Source organism: Rhodococcus sp. NPDC003318, from assembly GCF_042879035.1.
Taxonomy (GTDB): Bacteria; Actinomycetota; Actinomycetes; order Mycobacteriales; family Mycobacteriaceae; genus Rhodococcus_G.
Window position 1 is genome coordinate 1 of record NZ_JBIAOU010000020.1, and the last position, 22,601, is coordinate 22,601.

Annotated in this window: 14 protein-coding genes and 1 pseudogene; 4 read left to right on the forward strand and 11 right to left on the reverse strand. The window is 70.3% G+C overall.

What is annotated here, in order from left to right; genetic code table 11:
- Positions 1-299: 299 nt before the first annotated feature.
- Entirely contained in the window at positions 300-911 is a 612-nt protein-coding gene (locus ACFYVR_RS22505; RefSeq protein WP_387477316.1) for a hypothetical protein, read from the reverse strand.
- 271 nt (positions 912-1,182) lie between these two features.
- Between ACFYVR_RS22505 and ACFYVR_RS22510 the strand changes: the two are divergent.
- Positions 1,183-3,666 (forward strand): annotated as a pseudogene (locus tag ACFYVR_RS22510) (LuxR C-terminal-related transcriptional regulator); the annotation flags it as partial.
- A 51-nt stretch (positions 3,667-3,717) separates the two neighbouring features.
- Here the strand turns inward: ACFYVR_RS22510 and ACFYVR_RS22515 are convergent.
- Complete coding sequence (locus ACFYVR_RS22515) at positions 3,718-6,258, reverse strand: LuxR C-terminal-related transcriptional regulator (protein WP_387477318.1); 2,541 nt, start codon at positions 6,256-6,258, stop codon at positions 3,718-3,720.
- 66 nt (positions 6,259-6,324) lie between these two features.
- Complete coding sequence (locus ACFYVR_RS22520; RefSeq protein WP_387477320.1) at positions 6,325-9,471, reverse strand: DUF4185 domain-containing protein; 3,147 nt, start codon at positions 9,469-9,471, stop codon at positions 6,325-6,327.
- A gap of 222 nt (positions 9,472-9,693) precedes the next feature.
- Between ACFYVR_RS22520 and ACFYVR_RS22525 the strand changes: the two genes are divergently transcribed.
- A complete protein-coding gene (locus ACFYVR_RS22525) occupies positions 9,694-11,130 on the forward strand; it encodes a tyrosinase family protein (protein WP_387477322.1) in 1,437 nt (478 codons plus the stop codon).
- A complete protein-coding gene (locus ACFYVR_RS22530; RefSeq protein ID WP_387477324.1) occupies positions 11,127-11,879 on the forward strand; it encodes a DUF2182 domain-containing protein in 753 nt (250 codons plus the stop codon). Before ACFYVR_RS22525 ends, ACFYVR_RS22530 begins: the two co-directional genes overlap by 4 nt.
- A 21-nt stretch (positions 11,880-11,900) precedes the next feature.
- On the opposite strand, the gene ACFYVR_RS22535 is transcribed toward ACFYVR_RS22530, so the two are convergent.
- The 8 genes from ACFYVR_RS22535 to ACFYVR_RS22570 all read right to left on the reverse strand — a co-directional run bounded on the left by ACFYVR_RS22535 (position 11,901) and on the right by ACFYVR_RS22570 (position 22,012).
- Positions 11,901-12,557 (reverse strand): hypothetical protein, encoded by a 657-nt coding sequence (locus ACFYVR_RS22535; RefSeq protein ID WP_387477326.1) that lies wholly within the window; start codon positions 12,555-12,557, stop codon positions 11,901-11,903.
- A gap of 8 nt (positions 12,558-12,565) precedes the next feature.
- Complete coding sequence (locus ACFYVR_RS22540; protein WP_387477328.1) at positions 12,566-12,787, reverse strand: hypothetical protein; 222 nt, start codon at positions 12,785-12,787, stop codon at positions 12,566-12,568.
- Positions 12,784-13,998: a M28 family metallopeptidase gene (locus ACFYVR_RS22545; protein ID WP_387477330.1), complete on the reverse strand. Its 1,215-nt coding sequence runs from the start codon at positions 13,996-13,998 to the stop codon at positions 12,784-12,786. Before ACFYVR_RS22545 ends, ACFYVR_RS22540 begins: the two co-directional genes overlap by 4 nt.
- Positions 13,995-14,306, reverse strand: coding sequence for a hypothetical protein (locus tag ACFYVR_RS22550; protein WP_387477332.1), 312 nt, complete (start codon positions 14,304-14,306; stop codon positions 13,995-13,997). Before ACFYVR_RS22550 ends, ACFYVR_RS22545 begins: the two co-directional genes overlap by 4 nt.
- 15 nt (positions 14,307-14,321) lie before the next feature.
- Entirely contained in the window at positions 14,322-15,518 is a 1,197-nt protein-coding gene (locus ACFYVR_RS22555; RefSeq protein WP_387477334.1) for a M43 family zinc metalloprotease, read from the reverse strand.
- Between the two features lie 31 nt (positions 15,519-15,549).
- Complete coding sequence (locus ACFYVR_RS22560; protein WP_387477336.1) at positions 15,550-17,598, reverse strand: DNA/RNA non-specific endonuclease; 2,049 nt, start codon at positions 17,596-17,598, stop codon at positions 15,550-15,552.
- A 90-nt stretch (positions 17,599-17,688) separates the two neighbouring features.
- A complete protein-coding gene (locus ACFYVR_RS22565; protein WP_387477338.1) occupies positions 17,689-20,610 on the reverse strand; it encodes a CHAT domain-containing protein in 2,922 nt (973 codons plus the stop codon).
- Positions 20,611-20,620: 10 nt separating this feature from the next.
- A complete protein-coding gene (locus ACFYVR_RS22570; protein ID WP_387477340.1) occupies positions 20,621-22,012 on the reverse strand; it encodes a hypothetical protein in 1,392 nt (463 codons plus the stop codon).
- 252 nt (positions 22,013-22,264) lie between these two features.
- Between ACFYVR_RS22570 and ACFYVR_RS22575 the strand changes: the two genes are divergently transcribed.
- Positions 22,265-22,468: a cold-shock protein gene (locus ACFYVR_RS22575; RefSeq protein WP_007533802.1), complete on the forward strand. Its 204-nt coding sequence runs from the start codon at positions 22,265-22,267 to the stop codon at positions 22,466-22,468.
- The last annotated feature ends 133 nt before the right edge of the window (positions 22,469-22,601 follow it).

Here is a 22,601-nt window from a genome sequence, read left to right on the forward strand (position 1 = left end):
CTGCCGTCTGTGCAGGTCCGCAAGCTTGCCCGCGGTCGTGTGGATATCAGGGACATTCGATGCCGCGGTCACGGCAGGCTCCTGGACGCTGGTCACTACGGCAAACCTCTCACTTCACTCGCACTGGCGACTTGATCGGGGCCACACTACTCTGAAGAGTTATCGCTCACTAAGTGACCCCTGATGTCTCACTAGGTAACCTAGGATAGCCCGAGCCCGGCACGGACCGGTCGGGACGACGCACCGAGCCCGATCCAGCACAAACCCCGGCCGTCGAAGGCCGGGGTTTGCAATCGTTCTCACTTCCGCTCGGCGGACACCAGCATAGGCTCGCGCAGGTCGTAGTAGGAGACCTCGCCCATCAGCTCGGACTCCTCCTCGAACAGCGACCGCAGGTCGTCCGGGATCTCCATCTTCTCGTGCAACCGAGCCTCCGACTCCGAGGTGAAGTAGACGGCCTCGACGTATCCGTCCCTGCCGTCGCTGCACAGCGTGCCGCCGATGATCTCCGGCCGCATCTCGTGCACCCGCTCGCCGACCTGACCCATCAGCTCCGCCATCCGGTGAGCGTTGCGGGTGTGGCCCTCCATCACCTGCACGAACCCGGCGTCGTCGGATCCGCCGCCCATCCACTCGCTGACCTCGGCGCAATCCATGAAGGTCACCGGCCCTGCGAAGCAGCGCTCGGTCTCGGCCCACCAGCTGCCCTGTTCCGGCCTTTCACTGTTGCGCCGTGCCGCTTCCTCGGACTCGAACCTGACCATGCAGATGAAGGTGCCGTCCGCGCATGTCCCGCTCGTCGAACCGAGATAGCCGGTGGCACCGGACGCGAGCTCGTCGTTCCACCGGTCCAGGCAGCGCCGCAGACCGGCCTCGTCGGCCACCTTGCCCTGTATCACTTGAATGAACATCGCCTTCTCCTCACGCGCGCGCCGAGGCGCCGCGAGTACACCGCCGATGGTCGACGGGCGAGGTCCACCGCCGCTGCCGGCTCTGTGCGGCCGACCCGACGGCCCGCGCTCGCGACCACTGCGACACCAATTTTTCGCGTGCACGATGCGCCGCGCAAGATGTCCGCCGCTACCGTCCGGACCACAGGGTGACATGCCTTAGGCTCGTGAGGTGAGCCCGCGCTGGCCGGTGATCGATCGGCCTGCCGAATCCATCGCGATCACCGAGGCCATGGCGTCGGCGGACGGACCTCGCGGTGTGCTGGTGGAGGGGCCCGCGGGAACCGGGAAGACCACGCTGGTGCGGGAGACCACCGCTCCCCTGCGGCGAGCCGCCCAGTGGATCACGGGGACAACGGCCACACAACGCACTCCGTTCGGAGCACTGTCCCGGCGCATCGACACCCGGTCGTCGTGGAACCTGACGACGGCGCTGGCGGACACCCGGAGGCGCCTTGCCGCGGAGGTCGCGAACAGCACACTGGTCGTCGACGACGCCCACCTGCTGGACCCCCTGTCCGCGACCGTGCTCAACCAGCTGGCCGCCACGGACACCGTCGGACTGGTCGTGACCGTCCGGGCCGACGAGCCGGCACCGGATGCGGTGACGGCCCTGTGGAAGGACCGCGGATTCACCCGCGTCGCGGTGGGGCGCTTCGACCGCGGCGAACACGACAGGGCACTCGCCGCTGCCCTCGAGGGGCCGGTGGAAACCCTGACCGCAGAGCGTATCTGGGCGGCGACGGCGGGAAGTCCGCTGTACCTGCGCCACCTGGTCGAGGGCTCCCGGACCGCGGGCACGCTCCACCTCCACAAGGGGATCTGGCGGTTGCGGGGCGAACCGGCGGTCACCCTGGAACTGGCGCTACTGCTGCACCGGCGGCTCCGCCGAGCCCCGCCCGACGCCGTCCGGGCCGTCGTGCTGGTCGCATTCGGTGAACCGCTCGACCTCGCGGTCCTGAACGAGCTGTCCAGTGAGCAGGCGATGCTGGCGGCCGAACGCGCCGGGCTGGTTCGCTTCACCAGGGAGAGCTCGACGCTGGTCGCGCGCCCGGCGGATCGCTTCCTCGGCGACCTCGTCCGCGCGGGCGTCGACGACGCGACCGCTCACCGGGTCCGAGGTCGGATCGCAGAAGTGCTCGCCGAACACGTCGCGACCGACCCGATCCGTGCGGCAGAGCTGTCGCTCGACAGCGACCGGCATCCGACCGTCGGCAGGCTCACCGCCGCAGCCGAGAAGGCCGCCGCACTCGGGGCCTTCCACCGTGCGGAGCCCCTGGCCCGGGCGGCCACCGCCGAGGGAGGTGGTGCCGCCGCCCGCCTCGTCCACGCGAGCGTTCTGGCGTGGACACATCGGGGACCGGAGGCGGAGCGGGTGCTGTCGGCCCCGGGTCCGGCTGCACCCGAGTACCGGGTCAGGTGGACGATCCTCCGGGCGGCGAACCTGTTCTGGAATCTCGGCAACCGCGACGAGGCCCTCGACCTCCTTCGACGAGCCGGCTCGCGGGAGACGACGAGCCCGGCCGGCCGCGACTGCCTCGACGCCGTCCGTGCCGCCATCGACGTCTCGCTCGGCAACGCCACCGCCGGACTGGACGTCGCCGAACGGGTGCGGGTTGCGGCAACCTCGCGGCCCGCCGCCCGTGTGTGGGCGGCCGCCGCCGGCGTGCTCGCACAGGCGTTGGTCGGGCGCGGCGACTCGGCGCCCGGCTGGGCCCGGGAGGCTCTCGAGCTCGTGCGCTCCGACACCGCCGCACTGCGCTCCTTCATCGGACACGGGGAGCTGGTCGCCCTGCTCTACACCGGCCGGTTCGATCGAGCCGACCGGACGGCGCGGCGTTACCTCGACATGACGACCGACGACCCCGATGCGTGGTTCTGGATCAGCGCCCTGGTCGGTCGACTCGACCTCGCGCGCGGCGACCTGCGAGCCGCACTGGCTCGGCTGACGGAAGCGGCCGACGCCCTCGAGAAATCGAACCCGGAGCGGTGTGCGATCACCAACATCGCTCTTGCTCACTGCCACGCGGTGGCCGGACGCCCGCACCCGGCCGCGGCGGCGGTCCGCGTCGCGGAGGCGTCGCTCGGCGCGCACAACCTGCTCCACCGACCCGAACTCGACCTCGCAGGTGCGTGGGTCGACGCATCGGGCGGCGACCTCGGCGCCGCCGTCGCGCGGGCGCGCCGGGCCGCGAGGGTCGCCCGGGCATCCGGGTTGCTGGCGGTGGAGGCGGAGGCGCTGCACGCCGCGGTCCGGTTCGGCTGTTGCGCCGTCGCACCCCGGTTGGCGTCGCTGGCGGACCAGGTCGACGGGTGTCTGGTGCGCCCCATGGCCCGCCAGGCGACCGCGTTGCTCGCCGCCCACGGCGACGGACTGGTCGGGGCGGCAGACGAGTTCGCCGGTGTCGGGTCACCACTGCTCGCCGCCGACGCGTACGCGCAGGCCGCGAACGTGTATCGCCGGCTCGGGGACCGCCGGGCCGAGATACGTGCGGCTGCCCGAGCCCACGCTCTCGCGATCGGCTGCGGCGGAGTACGCACCCCCGCCGTCGCCGTGTCTGCACGGCCCCTTCCGTTGACGGGCCGGGAACGCCAGATCGCCTCGCTCGCGGCCGCCGGGCTGACGAATCACCGGATTGCCGACCGGCTGGACGTCTCGTGTCGCACCGTCGAGGGCCACGTCTCGCACATCATGATGAAACTGCTGGCGACCGACCGCGAGGACATGTGCGTGACGGTGCAGACGTCGAACCCTCCCGGGGACATCTCAGGCGAGCGGAGACACCCTGGCCGCCAACTCTTCTCGACCGCCGATGCCGAGCTTGCCGAAGGCACGGTACAGGTGCCCTTCGACGGTGCGGACGGAGACGGTCAACCGCTCGGCGACCTGCCGATTGGTCATGCCGTCGGCAACCAGTGACACGACCAGCCGCTCCCGCTCGGTCAGCGACACCGAATTCCGGGCCGCGACCAACGCCGGTGTCCGAGGGCCGCCGCACTGGGCGGACAGCCGCTGTGCCGTTGCCGCCGACAGCAACTCCTTGCCGGTGTCGCCGTCACTCCGATGCACCACCGCCGCCTGCGATGCGGCATCCGCGGCGAGGAGGATCGCCCCCATGTCGGCGAATTCCTCGGCAGCCCTGTCCAATCCGTCGCCATCGTGCGCTTCGAGCGCACCGGCGTGACGGGCCGCAGCACGGACGAACGGGCCGTCGACACGGCGCGCGAGTATGCGCAACCGACCCGCCGCCGACCGGTCACCGAATCTGGTCGACGTGTGCAACGCCACCACCTCGACACCGAACATCGACCTCGCTCGCGCCCGACGGGCCGCGCACCTCGCCGTGGCGGCCGCCCGCCGGCGCTCGCCACGGGCCGCCTCCACCCACGCCCGCGCGAGCGCGAGATCGGGCTCGAACGCCCCGAGGTAGGCGCCGAACACCGACTCGGCGCGCGCCAGCGCCGCCGCGCCCTCCCCGACGCGGCCGCGGGCCCCGAGCGCCTGCGCCAGCCCCACCGCACACAGCGCGATCCACATGCGCTGGCCGCAACGTTCGGCCACGGAACCGGCCCGGCGAAATTCGTTCTCCGCGTGACCCAGTCGGCCGGTACTCAGGTCCGCCAGCCCCCGAATGTACGCGTCGGTCACCGCCCGCGGCCGGTCGCCGCCGTCGCTCGCCGGGTACCGCTCGAGCAGGCCGTCGACGACCGCGAGATACCCGGCGAGCGTCACCGCGACCATTTCCGCGACACCGAGCCCCGACGTCTCCACGGTCGCCGACCCGGCCGCCGTGTACGCGCGCATCGCCAGCGGCGGAACGCGATCCGCGCATCCCGCCCGCGCGAGTGCGCATCCGGCGACGGCGGCCGCCGCGGTCAGGGCAGGCGCGGGCCACCATTCGGCCCCCGTCAGCCTGTCCGCCAGCTCGAGCGGTCCAGCCAGGTCGCCGCTGTGGAAGTCGAAGGCCGCGGCCGCGCACTCCACCAGACGACGGGTCGCCGCAGTCGTCGGGCGGGCGAGCAGCATCGACAGTTCCCGCCGCGCATCGACCACACGGTTGTCCGCGTACAACACACCTGCCCGGCACACCGCCCACGCCGTCCGCTCCGGCTCCGACAGTGTCCGCGGGTCGATCGCGCCGAGCAACGCCTCCAGCGCCGCACTGCGGCCCCGCCATCGCATCGACCGGGCGGCGACGAGGGCCGCACGGATGCCGCCGCCGCGAGCGACCGCGGCCACCGCCATGCGCTCGGCCGCGGCCTCGTCGCCTCGGGCGAAGGCCTGTTCCGCGGCCGCGACGAGGTCCGGGGCCCCGACCTCCGTGCCGCTGTCGAGGGAGAGCACCGCGGACCGGATCGGGTGTCCCGCGCGCAGGGCGAGTGCCAGCCGCCTTCGCTGGGTGTGCGCGGCGAGCTCGCCGACGGTCGACTCGATCGCGATACCGAGGACCGGGTGGGTCAGCCTGGCCGTCCGCTCCCGGTCGATTCGCAGGTGCCCGCTCACCACGGCCGCCGCGACGGCGTCCGGGGACGCGAGCCCACGCAGGATCTCCACATCGAGGGCGCCGCCGAACGTCGCGAGCGAGAGCACGTCGACGACGTCGGGCGGGATCGTGCGCAGGGAGGCCCCGAGGAGGGACGTCAGTTCCGCGGACAGCACGGGGCGACCACTCAGCTGCCACACCCCGCCGTAGGAGTGGAAGCGCCCCGCGTCCCAGGTTCCCTCGACAAGGTGACGCAGGAACAGCGGATTGCCCTCCGACACCTCCCACATCGACCGGGTCGCCGAGCGGTCCACCGGACGGCCGACCGCCTCCTCGACCGCCCGCCGGACCTCGGTCGGGTCGAACGCGGGCAGCGCGACCTGCTCGAACCGTCCGGTGGCGAGAAGTGTTCTGCCCACGCCTGATTCGCAATCCGTGCACGTCACGACCAGGCGGCCGGGGCCGTCCTCGGTGAGCTGTGCGACGAGCAGCGCGGAGAGCGGGTCGAGGAGGTCGGCGTCGTCGACGACGATCCTCGTATCCTCCCGGCCGCGGAAGGAGCGACGTATCCGCGCCGTCACGGCCGCCGGATCGGGATCCGTCCCGAACTCGGCCAGCTCGGCAAAGGCACCGAGCGGGACGTCACGGCAGGACTCCGTTCCCGCCACCCACAGGCACTCTCGGTGCGCACGCGACGCGACGGTCCGCGCGAGCGTCGTCTTCCCCGCCCCGAAGGGGCCGCGGATCAGCACACCGCGCACGGATCGTCCCGCTGCCGGGACGGACGCGGCCCTTCGCGGGATCGTCGGCCACCGCAGGCCCATGGTGGCGATTATATGGACCCGGTGCAGGCGGCGGCCCCGATTCGATCCCCTCGCCGGGTACACCGGTCAGTCGTGGTCGCCACCGCTGCGACCGACGGCCACACCGTCGACTCCTGCCGCGCCGTCGTCGCGGAACCGGGCCGTGTCCACGACGGGGATCTTGAACTGGAGAACCCGGTACGGCCATCCTGCGGCAGTGTTCCACTGGCTGAGCAGGATGTGGAATCCCGTGCCGGGCCGCGATCCCGGCACGATCGACGGCCCGTACAACTGGGCAACCGCGTCGTCCCCCTCCTGCCCCCAGCCGACGCCCCGGATCGGGGTGCTCTTGTGCACCTCGTAGAGGTTGTCGGTGATGCCGCGGAACACCCGGACGTCGATGTCGTACCCACCGACGTTGGAGGAGTCGAAGTTGACGAGGACCCACTGCCCGTCGACACGGCGCAGGCACAGTTCCCCGAACTTGTCCGCCGATCCCACGCCCTCGAGCACCGGGGTGGGTTCGTTGCCCCACGCCCACGCGCCGTCGCGCCAGCCCCAGCCCTCGTACGCCGCCGGGTCCGGGATCCGGTCCGCCCGGACCCGGCGCAGGATCAGGGGCTTGTCGCGCTGGAAGCCCGTGGACATCACGTACACCCAGCCGTCCTCGGCGACATCCCAGGTCCACAACTGGGCAAGCCCCCGGTGCAGTCCCGGATCGAACTTGGCGCCGGTGTGCTGCCAAGTGCGGCCGTCGTCGACCGACCGCCAGATCTCGGTCCAGACGACGTTGCCGAGACCCTTGTTGACCATCACGTGCAGGTACATCGTGTCCCCGACGGTGATGACGTCGGACGGCAGCACCGTGGAGAACACGGGGTTGTCGTGCGGGTAGTCCCACAGCTGGCGGGCGTGGTTCGGGTCGCCGCCGGCCGCCTCGCTCCAGACGATGCCGTCGTCGAGCCGCTTCGTGTCGGAGAACAGCGCGACCGGCGAGCGCCAGTCGCCGTCTCCGACCCTGGGCCCGCGGAAGGTGTCACCGAAGACCGCCAGGATCCGTCCCGACGGGGTGCGCGCCATGACCCCGAGATCCGTTGCCGACATCCCGAATCGGTCGGTCGCTCCGGGTCCGGTGACGGCCTTGACCATCGTCGAGCGCGCCACCGCGGGGCCCGGGTCGATCGGGGCGGCGGTCCGGGGCGTCTCCGGTGCGGACAGCCGCCAGCCGTGTCGGATGACCTCGTTCCACTCACCCTCGTAGACGTGCCCGGTCACCGGCCACCCGAACGCCTGCTGCATCCGGGTGGCCGCGTCCCGGGTTGCGTTGTCGTAGATGCCCGAACCCGGGAGTCCGAGGGCCTCCTGCCAGCGCCGCAGTCCGTCCTTCGAGGACTGCGGTTCGTTGCCGAAGGTGTTGGACCACGACTCGGTGGGCCCCTCGAGCGGACCCCAGTAGTGACCGGCCGGCAGTGGGAACCGGTCCGGGTCGTCGGGCATGCCCGCGTACCGCTTCGCGGCGGTGAGGACCACGTCGTACGGGAATGTGTCCGGCACGTCCCAGTGCGTTCCGTCCTTGAATCCCTTGAGGATCACCGATCCGTAGGTGTAGTTGTTGTGGCTGCTCACGCCGGGCCGGTTGGCGCCGACCCCGGCGATGTCCACCCGCTCGATCGGGATCCGGTGCTCCTTGGCGACGGTGGCGATGACGAACGCCACCATGTCGAGCATCTTGTCGTGTTCGAGCCACTGTTCGCGGGTCTTCGGCCGCTCCTCGCGGTTGGGGTTGGACCCGTTCCAGTTCCCGATCGTGCCCGAGGTGCCCACCATCGCGATCTGCACGCTCACCCGGTTGTCGCTGAGCACTCCCCACGCGGTGTTCTTGGTGGAGACGGTGTTGACGATGTGGGTGTCGTCGACGAGGTAGTGGTAGCTGCCGTTCTGCTCACGTGCCTGGTAGTCGGCGACGTTCTCGGCGCGGGTGATCCAGTCCTGGTTCTCGGTGGTGTGCAGGTAGATCCGCAGGTACGCCCCGTGACCGGAGGTGTACCCGGGCCCTGCGTGCCAGGTGATGGGGTATCCGGTCGACGTCGACTCCGTCGGTGTGTCCGGCTGCGCAATCGGCTGCACGACAACGGAATCGGCGATCGGAGCCGGATCCCACTGCCCGAAGCGCTCCTTCAGGATCCGGTTGCGGTCGATGCCGACACCACCGACGTGCTGCTTGTCGATCTCGAACTGGTGCAGGTGGGCGGCCGGGTGCACGCGGCCGCCGCTGCCCCAGTTGTGCATCCAGAAGTACGACCCGACGCCGTCCCGCAGCGCCCAGTCGATGGTCGGGTGGTTGCAGTAGATGCCCATGCGGTCCTTGCCGAGCCGGTCCTGCCAGGCCATCAGGTAGGGACGCACCAGGCTGTTCCACTGCTCCTCGCTGGGTGAGGCGTCCACCGAGACGTAGATCGCGGCGGTCTCGGGGCCGCCGGCCTCCCGGTGGATCGCGATGCCGCGTTCCGCGTCTCTCCTGCCCTGCTCGGCGCCGCCCAGCCAGTCGGACTTGCCGTACTGGAAGTTCGACACCAGGATCATGCCCCGCGCCCGCAGTGCGTCGGCCTCCTGCCTGCGCAGTGGCTTGCCGACCATCCAGCCGGCCCGCGGATCGGAGACGTACCGGACGGCGCCGACGAACCCCGCGGCCTCGATCTGTTCCGCCGTCGGCACGCCGGCGGAGAAGTCCACGAGCATCTTGTCGACCAGCGGCCCGCCGCCGTCCTCGTGCGGGGCCATCCGCGGGTCCGTCGCGTCGAACAACCAGGTGGTGTCCGGGTTCAGGTCCGGTCCACCGAAGCGCCCGGGAGCGCCGAACGTCTCGAAGTGCAGATGCGGCCCCGTCGATCCGCCCTCGGATCCGACCACCGCGATCTGATCGCCCGCGTGGACACGGTCCCCGTAGCGCCACTGCCTGCCGGTGTGCGGATCGAGGAACGACGACGGCGGCATGTGCCCGAACGCGAAGTCCAGACCCCAGTCCTCCTGGGCGTCGATGACGAGCCAGGAACCGTAGCCCTGCGGATCGTCGTTGATCCCGACGTGGGCGATGGTGCCGTCGGTGGGTGCATAGATCGGGGTGCCCGTGTTCGCGGCGAAGTCGACGCCACGGTGGTTGGGCCGGTCGGGGGTCCGGTACCCGCTGCTCTCGCCCGAGTGGGTTCCGGGGGCCAGGGGGTGGTAGCGCTTCATGATTACCTCACCAGGAGATCCGGGACGGTGTCCGCGTCGTGCTGTCGATCATCCGACTGCGCACCGACACGGTCACGAGTAGACCGATACTCGAATCCTGCGCCGAGTGCGCCGCCCGCACCCGAGCGAAGTCGAGTAGTGCCCCACGCATGACGACGGCCACCGCGCTGCGGGATGCTCGAACGATCAGGACGCCACCGTCGCACCACGGGAGGAGCCACGATGACCACTGCGTATGTGCGACAGAATATCTGGACGCTCGACCAGCAGGATCACCGGCATCCGACGATCGAGGCCTACGCGCGCGCGGTGGCCGTACTGCAACAGCGTTCCCGGTCGGACGTCGACGATCCCAGGGGGTGGACCCACCTGGCAGCGGTGCACGGAACGGGGAACAACACCGACAAGTTCCGCAATCAGTGCCAGCACCAGAGTTGGTACTTCCTGCCCTGGCACCGGATGTACCTGTACTGGTTCGAACGAATCGTCAGGGCCGCCGTCCGCGAACTACCCGACGTCGACGACACCACCAAGCAGACCTGGGCACTGCCCTTCTGGGAGTACGGCCCCACGGTCGAATCCCGCCGCCTGCCGCGGGCGTTCCTCGACCCGTTCCTGCGCGACGGCGTCACCCCGAACCCGCTGCGGGTGCCCGGCCGCAACCTCAACTCCGGCGCCGCACTGCCGCCGAACGCCGCCCGCCTCCAGGAAGCGCTCGCACCGGTCACCTTCACCGGCTCCCTCGGATTCGGGGGTGCCGCCACGGCGTGGAACCACTTCGGCGAGGACCCGGCGGCCGCCGCCGCGCCACTCGAACTCACCCCGCACGGCGCCGTGCACGTGCAGGTCGGAGGGCCGATGGCGGACTTCGACACCGCCGGGCTGGATCCGATCTTCTGGCTCCACCACGCAAACATCGACCGGCTGTGGGAGGTGTGGCTCGGGCAACCGAACCGCACGAACACCACCAGCTCGGCCTGGCTGACGGGCGAGACGTTCCACTTCCACGACGAGACCGGAACACCGCGCAGCCAGCAGGTCGCGGACGTGCTCGACATCCGGGGACAGTTGAACTACCGGTACGAGGGCACACCGGCCCCCTCCGTGCCGATCGAGGAGGGGCCGATCGAGGAGGCACACCGCGTGGAACACGAACCCGCACATCCCCCGGAACTCGTCGGCGCCACGAGCGAGGCGGTGACGCTCACCGGCGACGTCGCGAGCGTCGCCGTCGACGTCGGAGCCCCCGCTGGGCCGCTCGCCGAGTCCGCACGCGTTCCCTCCCGGGTCTTCCTCGACATCGAGGACGTGTCCGCGCCCCGTGCACCGGGCGTGACCTACTCGGTGTACGCCGACATCCCGGACGGCGACCCGGCCACCGACGACGACCACTTCGTAGGCACCGCATCGTTCTTCGGCATCGAGGAGGTCGACAGCCGCGACAGCGAACACGCGGGTATGCGGCTCCGGTTCGACATCACCGACCTGCACCGTCGTCTGGTCGAGACCGGGAGGTGGAGCGACCGGGTCTCGGTCACGTTCGTTCCCGACTTCGTCGAGCCCCCGGACAGTCCCCTCGACCTCCCGGCGGAGGAGTCGGCGACCGTCCAGGATCCGGGGACGCTGCGGGTCGGCCGCATCGGCGTGTTCTACCAGTGACGGCGGTGCAGGAGTCGGCGCGCCGCCGACTGAGCTGGGACCATCCCGAGCTGGCGCTGGCGGGCATCTGCGGCTGCGCATGGCTCGGCCTGATGGCGTTCCACTTCGCGTCCGCCGCGCCGGCGACTCCGCACGGGCACCATCACGCCGCCCCGACGCAGGACGTCGCCGCCGTGTCCACGGGAATCGTTGTCTCAGTGACATTCTGGATTCTGATGGCGGTGGCCACGATGCTGCCGACCGCGCTGCCCGCGGCACGTACGATCGGGCTGACCGGCATGTGGAGTCGACGACACCGCGGACCGGCACTGTTCGCTGCCGGCTACCTCGCGGTGTGGATCGCCGCCGGGATTCCCCTCGTCGTGGCCGCGGCATGGATCGTGCCGGGTGACCCGTCGCCGCTACTGATCGCCGCGGCACTCGCCGTCGCGGCGGCGTGGGAGATCACCCCGTGGAAGCGCTGGTGCCTGCGCGGGTGTCACCGCCTGCGATCCCTGCCACCGTCCGGACGCCGGGCCGACCACGGATGCGTCGCGCTCGGCGTCCGCAACGGACTGTCCTGCACTGGCGCCTGCTGGGCGATGATGACCCCGATGGCCCTCGCCTGGCACGCGGCCGGACTGTGGGTCATGACGGTCGTCACCGCGACCGTCTGGGCGGAGAAACTGCTGCGCAACGGTTCTCGCCACCTTCCGATGGCGGCAGCGACCTTGGCGGCCTCGGCGGTCCTCGTCGCCGTGACGGGATGAGTCCGCGGCCGGTGGATGCGGTCACCGTGCGGAGACGAGGTCCACGCGGACGGAGTCGTCGGCGTTGACGACGAACACACTGTCCTGGCCCTTCCGCCAATCGACAGGGACGAGGAAGTAGCGGTCGGACGCGCGGATCAGCATGCGCAGCCCGGCATACCGGTGGTGATAGAGGTTCCCGTCCTGCACGAGGTCCTGGCTGATCACTCCCGGCCCCTGAATGGACAGCCGGTCGACGCTGTAGAGAACCACACCGGGCCGACCCTCCAAACCCGCAGCGAACTCTGCGCCCTGACGCTCACCGACGTCCTGCGCATACAGCGCGACAAGCCACATCGACCCGCCGAGCAGCAGCGCAGAGAGCACGACACCCCACATGCGGTCCCGACCGTCGTCGGGGCCGGTGCCCCGCATCACCTTCCACCCAAACGCCGCCAGCAGGGTGATCCCGATCAGCGCCAGCGGAAGCGGATAGCCGTGGTCGAACAGCGGAAGCCGAAGCCGGAACAGCCCGTTGAACAGGATCAGCGCCAGAACGGCGGCACCCACTGCCGTAGCCAGCAGGGCAGCGGTGCGACGCCGGGGACTCTCCGAGAGGGTCCCGGCGATCCGGGTGAACGGTCGACGCACCAGCACCACCACGACCACGACCAACCCCGCGACGATCAGCAGCGGCACCGCCGAATTCAGGCTCCGCCCAGTCCTTCGTCGGCGGTGCGCGGCGTCACGGGATCCTGCGACAGTCCGGGCAGGTCGTCGCCACCCGGCGGACGTGTCGAATCGCTCGCGGTCGACGACGGCGGCCCCTGCGGTCGCGGCTGCTCGGTGCGGTCGCACGCAGAGAAGAGCAGGACCGATCCCAGGGCGACTGCGGCCACTGCCGCGCGAGAGGCGTTCGACGTCGTCATGGCGTCCTCCGTGACAGGTACCCGGCCAGCACGGCGAGGTTCATCCGCAGGATCTCCATCGCCAGTGCCGGGTCGAGTGTCGACACCACGTCCCGGGCGCTGTGGACGTCGCGGTTGGCGGTGTCGTTGTCCTCGATGGTGAGTGCGGCCGGGATGCCGGCGTCGATGAACGCAACGTGGTCACTTGCGAACGGGGACAACGAGGTCGACACCGTCAGACCGGTCCAGGTGGACGCGGCCGCGACGAGGTCGTCGACGAGCGTTCGCGACACCGGCGCGCCCTCGACGAGCACCCCCGGTTCGGGAGTGTTCCGGCGCGCCACCATGTCCATGTTGATCACCGCGAGTATTCGGCGCCGCTGCGCGGCCGTCAGACCGGCGACGTGCCCCGAGCTCCCGAACAGGCCCTGTTCCTCTCCACCGAACAGGATCAGCCGCAGATCGTGGTGCCAGGCACGGGTGGCCAGCACCCGGCCCAGCTCGACGACACCGGCCGCACCGCTGGCGTTGTCGTCCGCACCCGGAGCCGGGCCCGTCTCGCCGTCCTCGTGATTGACCGAATCCAGATGCGCGGTCGCAACGATCACCCCGCGCGGCCCCGCCCCGGCGCCCGGCCGCGCCGCGATCACGTTGCGGCTGCGCCCGGCACCGACCCGCACAGGGACCTGGGTGACGGTGTAACCGAACGAGGTCAGCATCGCACCCGCGGCGGCAGCGGCATCCCGGAACCCGTCACTGAACGAATGTCGGGTCCGCGGCGAGGTGAGCTGTCCGAGGCATCCCTCGTAGGACGGTCGGGACAGCTGGGCGAGCAGGTGCGCCGTCCCCGGGTCACGTGCCCCGGCATCGGTCGCCGGGCGGTCGACGATCACCGTGTCCTGCGGCAGCGGTTGCACCCGCCAGCACACCCGATCCTGGGCGGTGGGCGTCGGGACCGCCGCGGCATCGACGACGAGGTACCGCCCGTGGTCGACGAGCACCTCCACCTCGGGGTGGGCCAGTTGGAACGCCGCGCCGACCTGGGTCACCAGAGCGGGCGCGGAGTCGAGCAGCGACGCCGGTCCCCGCGACGTCACCCGGCTCACCCCGTGGTCGGCGGGTGCCCACACGACGACATCGTCGGCCAGGCGAGCCCAGCGCGTCGCACCGTCGCCGGCTGCGCGGGAATCGAACAACTGCGTTGGCAGCGTGGCGAACTCGACACCGGTCATGATCGACCACCCATCCGCAGCTCGAGCCGATCCGGGTCGAGCCGCACGATCCGCACCACCCGGCGCTCACCCGCCGCAGTGGTCACCTCGAGACTCTCGCGCTCCGCGCCGGTCGCCCACGTGCCCTCCCGCGGCTCGTTCGCGTCGGCGGGGCCGACCGCCCAGTCGACGAAGGTGCCGTCCGGGCGGAACTCGATCCCGCCGCGACCGCGGGCCCGCGGGAAGTCGAACCCGGCGGGCCGGTACACCCGGACGTCGTCGTGGTCCTCCTCGAAGGAGTGGCGCCAGCGTCCACACACATCGGACATCGGCTCGTCCGTTTCCTACGTCCTGACCGACAGTTCCGGTGTCGCAGCGGCGATCTCACCGTCGGTTGCCGGGGTCACGGCCGCAACGCCCGGTCGGCCGAGCGACTCCCAGCCGGATTGCGAAGGCCGCCAACCCGAGCCGTCCCACCACTTGTGGTGCACGGTGCCGTCCGCGCCCGCGGCGAACACGTCCATCCGGCCGGACCCGGTGGTGACCACGGTCGGTTGTCCGGCGCCGGCCACGGCGACGGGCGCTGCGACGGCGAAGGCCTCGCCGGCGGCGCGACGCGACGTCCACAGCGATCTGCGGACGCCGACCAGGCACGCGGTCATCCGGGCGACCTGCCCCCGGGTGAACATCACCATGCCCGCGTCGTCCGTGTAGTCCATGTAGTCCATGAACAGGTCGCCGTGAGGGCCGTTGTTGCAGGTGACATGGGGGAAGGTGGGCATGCCGACGTTCTCGCTGCCCTGGTTGGGGGTGTCGGCGACCTCGTCGGAGCCCCGGCAGCCGGTGCCGTCGTCACCCCAGATGTGGAAGAGGTTCAGATAGTGACCGATCTCGTGGGTCGTCGTGCGTCCGAGGTTGAACGGCGGTGCCGCCGTCCCCACCGTACCGAACGCGGTGTGGGTGATGACGACGCCGTCCGTCGCTGCGGGTCCGCCGGGAAACTGTGCGTAGCCGAGCAGGCCGCCGCCCAGTTTGCAGACCCAGATGTTGAGGTAGCGCTCCGCCGGCCACGCGGTCGCACCGCCGCTCTCGGCGAACTTGACGGACTCGTCCTGGTCGAATTCGCGGACGTCGGTCCTGCTGCGCGTGATGCCGTTCGTCGGGCGCCCCAGGGGATCGGTGTCGGCGAGCCGGAACTCGAGCCGAGCGTCCCCGACGAGATGCTCGAAGACCGCCGGAACGCTCGACACATCCGTGTTGGTGGCGCGGAAGTCCTTGTTCAGCACCTCGATCTGGCTGAGAATCTGTGCATCGGTGATGTTCTGCTCCGCGGTGTTCGCCACCACGTGCACGACGACGGGGATCGTCATCACGCCGCGGTCGCCGGGTGGTGCCGCCGACTCCAACCCGATCGTCTGGTTCTCGATCTCCGAGCGGGCAACGCGGTACGACTCGGATTCCGTCAGCAGCTTCCGGTGCACCTCCATCGCTCCGCACTTGCGGCGGGTCGGGAGAGTCACACCTCCGTCGTTGTCGGTCATGTCGATGAACTCCTTTGTTGTGCATTCTTTTTCACAGGACGATGTGTTCGAGTCGGACGAGCTCGCGGGGCAGGCCACTGGCCTCCACCCGCTCGAGCGGATCCGCCTCGACGTAGCGGTCCAGGCCGAGACCGGTCAACCGGGCGATCCGGCGGACCGGAACCTGGAAGGTGCGGTACGCGCCGAAGGAGAAGGCTTCCTCACCCTCGGCGAACTCGTCGAGCAGCGCGGCCTGGCTCAGCAGGTAACCGGTGACGGCGAGTCGCCCCTCCTGACCGACCATGGCGACGAGCTTCCAGAACTGACGAGGCAGTGCCACCCCGCGGTACTGCGGATCGTCCGGCGCGAGGACGGGTCCCGTCACGACGCTGACGGCGATGTCGGCGTTGTCCGCGTTCGTCAGCACGTAGTCCTCGAGGCCCAGCCACAGCGTCCGGCCGGCGTTGAACTCGTGATGCTGCGGGGTGCAGTTCGTGAAGTGGAAGGTGTCGTCGTTGGCGGCCTTCGCCGTCGGCCCCCACGCCGGGTCGAGGCGCCGTACCAGGTGACCGCGGTCGAGAGGGTTGTCCCGGTACACGGGCTCGCCGGTCTGGTCGGAGGCGGGCAGCCGGGGGTCGACGATCCAGCGGTCCCGCTCACGAGTCAGGTTCCGGGACTGCTTCCCGTCGATGTTCACCGCGGTGAACATCGCGAGCCTCCGTGCCCGGTTCATGACGACGCTGAAGTGGTGGTAGCGAAGTTCCTGCGAGGCAACGGCGGACAGGTCCCCGCCGCGTTCCGGGAGCGGCAGTGGCACGCGCAGGAACCCGGGGTCGTATCCGGACCTGGTGGTGTAGTCGGGATCGATGGAGATCGCCTCCGGTTCCGCCACGGCGGCCCGCGGGGTCCCGTCGGCACCGACGCGCACGGTGATCTCGAGGGGAACCTGCACGGTCACCGCTCCGTCACCGAGCTCGACGCCGGACCGGGCCGCGGGCGCCGTCACCGGTGCGGCCACCTCCATCCGATCGGCGGCGAAGACACCGTCGACGAGACCGCGCTGGTCCGAACCCAGGTCGAGTGCACGCAGGTACGCGACGATCCGGCTGATCCGCACCCCCTCGTTCAGCACTCCCCCGAACTCCGCGTGCGCAGGTGCGGGCACGCTCGCGTGGTGCAGGGCGACGACTTCCCACTGGTCGTTGAAGACCGGGGACCCCGACGATCCGGGCTCGGTGTCCGCCGAGTAGTGCAGGAACTGCCCCGGTACGTCGACGATCCTGTTCTCGCGCAACGTGATCTGCTTCTTCTCCCCGCGGGGGTGCTGCACGATCGTGACGAAGTCGCCGATGATCGCCTTGCCTTCCGCCTCGATCAGCCGGTTGAATCCGAACTGGCCGAGGACATCTGCCGTGCCGGCCACCGCGACTAGGGCGAAGTCGCGTTCGCGGTCGGCGACGAAGAACCGGTCGGGGTCGAGCGGAACGGCGTGCACCAGCAGCGGCATGCCGTCGACGCCGTCCTGGAAGTCGAACTCGACCATACTGCCTCGCGCGGTGTGGGCATCCGGCAGCACATGGTGATTGGTCAACAGCAGACCCGGCGAGACGAGGAACCCCGTGCCGTAACCCTGCAGGACTCCGCGGGCGTCGCGAATGGTGACCCGGCCGACCGCGCGTGCCGCCCGAACCCCGGAGTCCAGGTACCGGACGCCGACGAAATCCGATGTGAGAATGATCTTCTCGAGTACCTGTTCGGAGCTGCCGCCGCCGTCGACGAGTTCACCCACCCGGTCCAGCGCCGCCTCGGTGAGTCGGTCCGTTTCCTCGGTGACCGTACCGGTGGGCAGCTCCTCGCCCGTGTAGTAGCGGCTGAGCCGGTCCAGCCGTTTGGCGATCCGTTCGGGAGTGTCGGCCAGGGCGATTCCGCCGGGCACCGACAGCGTGTCGACGTGCTCCGCCCTCCGGCCGGCACGCTCCTGTACCCGCCGGGCCGCGGCCGCGTTCTGCTTGCGCTCTTCCGCCGCGATCCGATCCGTGGATCGGCCCTGCGTGATCGGGGACGAGTTCCCGATCCGGTCGCTCGGGGTGACTATGGTCATGACGCTTCCTCGTGTCTGGTGAACTCGTGTCTGGTTGTTCGTCGAATGCGAAGTCTTCTCGCCCGGATCCGGTCGGACACGCGTAGCCGGCTACTCGATCGGGGCGGACGCTGCCTCGAACTGCTCGACTCCGCCCCGGACCACCCGGTGAACGGCACCGGTGGCGACGAGCTGGTCGAGAATCGGCACCGCGAGTTCGGGGCGAACGGACGTTTCGGCCAGCAGCGGACCCAACGGCATCGATTCGGAGCCGAGTGCCGTGGCGATGGCTCCGCGGCGGGCGGCCTCGAGCGCCGCCTCGACCCGCAGGCGGCATGCCTTCTCGCCGCCGTCCGCGTCGATCGGCGATGCGCCGTCCATCAGGATGTCGCGGATCTCCTGCGCGGCCAGGTCACGATCGGTCGCCCAGACCAGCATCGCCGCGACCGCGACGTAGAGCGCGGCGAACGTCGTGCCCTCCATCTCGGGCCCCGGCGCGATCACCTCGTAGGTGGTTCCCGAGATCGTCCTCGGCGCATAGATGTCCGGCTTGCCCAGCTCCGGGAAGTACGGGGTCTCGTGGGTCAACGACCCGTCGTCCTCGATCGCCCCCACCGCGAGAACGCCCTCGCCCCAGGCCGGAAACGTCGGTGTGTCGGAATGGTCGCCGGACGCGATCACCAGGCGCCCCTGTGCGACGAGCTCGTCGACGATCGCGTTCTCGGTGTCGGTCGGCTCGGCCTTCCCGTAGTCGACGACGACGATGTCCGCCCCCGCCTGCCCGACCTCGCGCAGCCACCGATCGATGCCGGAAGGCATCCCGTCGGGGAACGCCAGCTCGTGCGGAAGCAATTCCGCCAGTGCCGATTCCCCGACGCCGGTCTCCCCGGACACCACGACCCGACCGGGGACGCCCTGCGCGATCGCACACTGGGTGACCGCGACGGCGATCTGGTTGCGGCGACCCGCGGTGAACGGTCCGGCGACCGCCAGCCGCAGCGGACACCGGACCGGCACCGCCTCCGTGGCCGGGCCGGCCGCCTCGGCACCGAAGAAGTCGGCGCCCACCGGCTCCGCGCTCTGCGTTCGCTCGGGCCGAGCACCGAGCGAACGGACCAACCGAGGCAGATCCGCCGACTCGTAGGCTCCGTCGCGGGAGACGATGTCCGCCAACTGTTCCCACTGCTCGAGGTGACGGATGTCGGTGTAGTGCAGGGACAGGTCCTTCTCCGGGAAACGGGTGAGGGCCGGCAGGTTGCGCCGGATCCACTGCCACACCTCCGGCCACGACAGCGGATCGAGCCGGATGGTGCGGACCTCCGAATCCCTCATCGCACCGGTGAGTTCCGTCAGTTCGCGGGTGGCGATCACCGCGAGCCGGGCATGGCCACGCCGCGCGGTGAGGGTGCCGAGCGCCCGCAGCACGTCCGGGCCCCCGGACGCGTCGCCCGCCAGCAGATCGCAATCGTCGATCACGATCGCCAGACGCATGTTCGCGAGGCCCCCGACCACTCGCTCCCACCAGTCACCGGCGCCGAACGTGCCCGGCGGAACCGTGGGCACGCCCCTCGACTGCATCACCTCGACGACGAGTTCGGCCAGTTTGCGCACCGGATCCGGATCGGCGAGCAGCAGCCGGGCGCTGATGAACAGGTACGTGATCGAGACGTCGAGTTCCTCGATCACGCGGTCCAGCAACGCGGTCTTCCCGGTCGCGGGCATGCCGACGACGTGCAACATCCTCGCCGACGTGTGCCCCGACAACACATCGACCGCCTCACGCAGCTCGGCGAGTCGGGAGATGAATCGCAGCTCGCCCTGCCGGACGCCGAGCCGCAACCCGACCCGAGGCCGGGCGGGCATCGGTGTCGCGCCGGCGTCCGGGTCGACAACCGCTCCCGGTTGGCTGCCCCCGACGAAGAGGCAGGGCACCGCCCAGTTGAGCAGCGGTCTTCCGCAGTCCTCGTCGCCGTTGATCGCCAGCCGGGCCAGGCGCAGCGACTCGGCGACCGAATGACCGGCGGTGAGCGCCTGGTAGAAGAACCGGGTGAGCAGCCGCTCCGTCCCGAACGGCAGGACGGCCTGCATACCGATCACCATGGGGCTGGCGTCGCGAACACACAGGTCGGCCGTCGACAGCGGGCCCGGCCACCCTCCGTTCCCCGGCTCCTCGTCCGGTGCCCGCGCGGTCTCGCAGCCGGCGAACACCGCCAGACGCAGGTCCGGGAGCTGTTGCAGCAGCAGGGCGAAGTCACGGCTCGGCACGACCGTGCCGCGTCCGTTGCGCCGTTCCAGCCGGAGTCCGTCGGGATTGGCGTGCCCCAGGTAGTGGAGCAGATGAAACCCGTTGCGCTGCTTGCCCATCAGCGTGCGAAGCTGTTCGACCGTCGGACGGTCCTCGACCACGATCCGCAGCAGGCCGGACCGTTCGAGCGGTTCGAGTTCCCCGAGCAGACTTCGCTTCTCCGCATACAGGTCGAAGGGCGTCTCGGTGTCCGCGGGGCCCACCCTCGGCGGGCTCGACATGACCAGCAGCAGATTCAGCGGTGGCGCGACGGGCTCCTGCCGGACCGGGTAGGTCCGGGAACGACCGGACCGTACGACGTGGACGTCGCGCGCCATCGCCAGGCACCGGTCCGGTTGCTCGGGGTCGAGCATCAGCTCCCACGGCCAGGCGCACACCCCGTGCGGCGCGGCGAGAATGCGCACCAGAACCTGGGCTCCCGACAACCCGGCGGCGCCGCGGGTGCGCTGCAGCAGCGTTCCGACCTCCGAGACCCCGAAGACCAGATCGGTCAGCGCTGCGCCCACCGCCCGGGCCTGCGACCCGGCGTCGCTGCGTGCGTGCCGGACCGCGTCCCGCAGCCACACGGCCGGCGTCGTCACGCTCCTGCCGACAAGGTCCGCGGGGAACGTCCACGCCGGTTGCGGGCGTCGCACCGCGAAGACCGAACCGAGCCGCGACTGCGCCGACACCCAGATGTCGTCTCCCGCTGCGAGGACGCTGATCTCGAGTTCCTCGAACCCGGCCATCGCGAGCCGCCTACATCAGGGCGGCCCGTTCGACCGCACCCAGGTCGACCACACTGGCGACATCGGTCACCGGGCGTACGCCGTTGCCGTACACGGTGATCCGGTAGTCCTGCGCGGCGAGCCCCTCGATCGTCGCCACCTGCCACCCGTCACCGTGCAACGGAATCTCCCTGCGCCAGCCGTCCGCACCCTCGACCGTCGCGGTCAGGACCGCATTCTCGGCTTCGGTGCGCGCCCGGATCACCATCGGTTCCAGATCCGTGATGTCGTCGACCTCGAGCGACACCGCCTCACGTTCCGCGGGAAACACATCCGGCGGAGCGAGCCGCTGGGCGGTCAGCAGACCACCGAAGTGATCGAGGACCGGACCGTCGTTCTGCAGCGATGCGTGCCGCTGCCCGACGAACGCGGCGTTGCGCCACCCCTCCATCGCCTCGTGCGGGATCGCGGACAGTTTCGGCACCGTGCCGTCGCCGCCGCTCTCGTCCGGGCCGCGAGTCCACAGCGACTCGATCCGGTTCCCCGTGAACCGGGCCGCCCACCGGGTGCGCTGGAAGTCACCGATGACGGGACGGACGTCGTAGCCGAGGTCCCCGGCTCGCAGTCGCTCGTCCACCCGCGCCCGCAACTGCCGGTGCAGGTCGACGGCGTCGCGCACCTTCGCACCGTCCACCGCGGTGCCGGACCACTCGATGTCCTCGTGGTCGAGGTTGCGCCACGAACCGTCCGGGCCCTCGATGCAGCGGTACGACGGCAGCAACTGGTACGCGGAGGTGAACGACCGGATCAGCGCACCGAGGTCCACGCTCAACGGCCCCCACCCCTTGCGGAAGCCGTTGACGAGGAATTCGAGAGCGTTCACCGAGCCCGAGTACGGCGTCCCGAACGTGACGAGGGTGCGGGTGTCGCGCCACCCGTCGAGCGTCTCCAGGTACAGCCGCGCGACGATTCCGCCCATCGAATGGCACACCAGGATCAGCTGGGCGTCGTCGTTGCCGGACTTCTCCCGCCACCGGGCCAGCCAGTCGTGCGCCCGCCGCGCGAGACCCCGCGCCGCGACCCGGTTGTCGCGACGCCAGTCATAGGGGAATTCGAAGTAGTTCTCCCCCGGCAGCGCTCCGAACCGCCCCGTGACCTCCGTCCGGAACCTGGTGTAGCCGTCGATCTTCCAGTCGAGCCCCGGCAGGACGTGCAGATCCGGGACCAGGCGGGTCGCGACGACCCCGTCCCCGAGGTCGTCGGCGTCGGGGTCGTCACCGTCGAGTTGCAGCTTCTTGATGCTTCCGCCCAACGACAGCACCGCCGCCAACGCCGCTCCGGGCGTCGGTGCCCACAGTTCCCTGCCGTCCTTGGCGAGCACCGAACCGGTGATGCCCGGTATCAGGACCACGACGTCTCTCATGGTTCATCTCCGAATCCGTGAGCGATCCCCAACCCCCCGTGGTGCGAGTCTCCGCCGCATCCCGCCACGAGGGCACGCGTACCCGACTACTCGTTTTGTTCGTGCGACAGCGATCCACCTGCGGGACCCGTCGACGCGCCGAACGACCGCGGACAACGGCCCCACGGTCGACACCAGCGACGCCACCTGGCAGTCTGTACTCGAGACCCGCTCTCGTCCTGAGGGCAGGCTCGCAGTAACAGGAGCAAAAAAGTGGCACAAGGCACCGTCAAGTGGTTCAACGCGGAAAAGGGTTTCGGATTCATCGAGCAGGACGGTGACGGACCCGACGTCTTCGTCCACTACTCCGAGATCCAGACGAACGGCTTCAAGACCCTCGACGAGGGTGCGCGTGTGGAGTTCGAGATCGGCCAGGGCCAGAAGGGCCCGCAGGCCACCGGCGTCCGCAACATCTAGGACTTCGTTTCGGCTCGAAGGGCGTCTCCGCACGGAGGCGCCCTTCGTCGTTCCACCGGCACGTCACCGCGTTATCCTGGGGTTCTCGACTCACCCGCGAGGTGACACATGAGAAGAACGCCGACCGACCCGA

Coding starts and splice junctions, on each gene's coding strand:
- ACFYVR_RS22505 (WP_387477316.1), bottom strand. CDS start 911: ATGTTCATTCAAGTGATACAGGGCAAGGTGGCCGACGAGGCCGGTCTG.
- ACFYVR_RS22515 (WP_387477318.1), bottom strand. CDS start 6,258: ATGGGCCTGCGGTGGCCGACGATCCCGCGAAGGGCCGCGTCCGTCCCG.
- ACFYVR_RS22520 (WP_387477320.1), bottom strand. CDS start 9,471: ATGAAGCGCTACCACCCCCTGGCCCCCGGAACCCACTCGGGCGAGAGC.
- ACFYVR_RS22525 (WP_387477322.1), top strand. CDS start 9,694: ATGACCACTGCGTATGTGCGACAGAATATCTGGACGCTCGACCAGCAG.
- ACFYVR_RS22540 (WP_387477328.1), bottom strand. CDS start 12,787: ATGACGACGTCGAACGCCTCTCGCGCGGCAGTGGCCGCAGTCGCCCTG.
- ACFYVR_RS22545 (WP_387477330.1), bottom strand. CDS start 13,998: ATGACCGGTGTCGAGTTCGCCACGCTGCCAACGCAGTTGTTCGATTCC.
- ACFYVR_RS22550 (WP_387477332.1), bottom strand. CDS start 14,306: ATGTCCGATGTGTGTGGACGCTGGCGCCACTCCTTCGAGGAGGACCAC.
- ACFYVR_RS22555 (WP_387477334.1), bottom strand. CDS start 15,518: ATGACCGACAACGACGGAGGTGTGACTCTCCCGACCCGCCGCAAGTGC.
- ACFYVR_RS22560 (WP_387477336.1), bottom strand. CDS start 17,598: ATGACCATAGTCACCCCGAGCGACCGGATCGGGAACTCGTCCCCGATC.
- ACFYVR_RS22565 (WP_387477338.1), bottom strand. CDS start 20,610: ATGGCCGGGTTCGAGGAACTCGAGATCAGCGTCCTCGCAGCGGGAGAC.
- ACFYVR_RS22570 (WP_387477340.1), bottom strand. CDS start 22,012: ATGAGAGACGTCGTGGTCCTGATACCGGGCATCACCGGTTCGGTGCTC.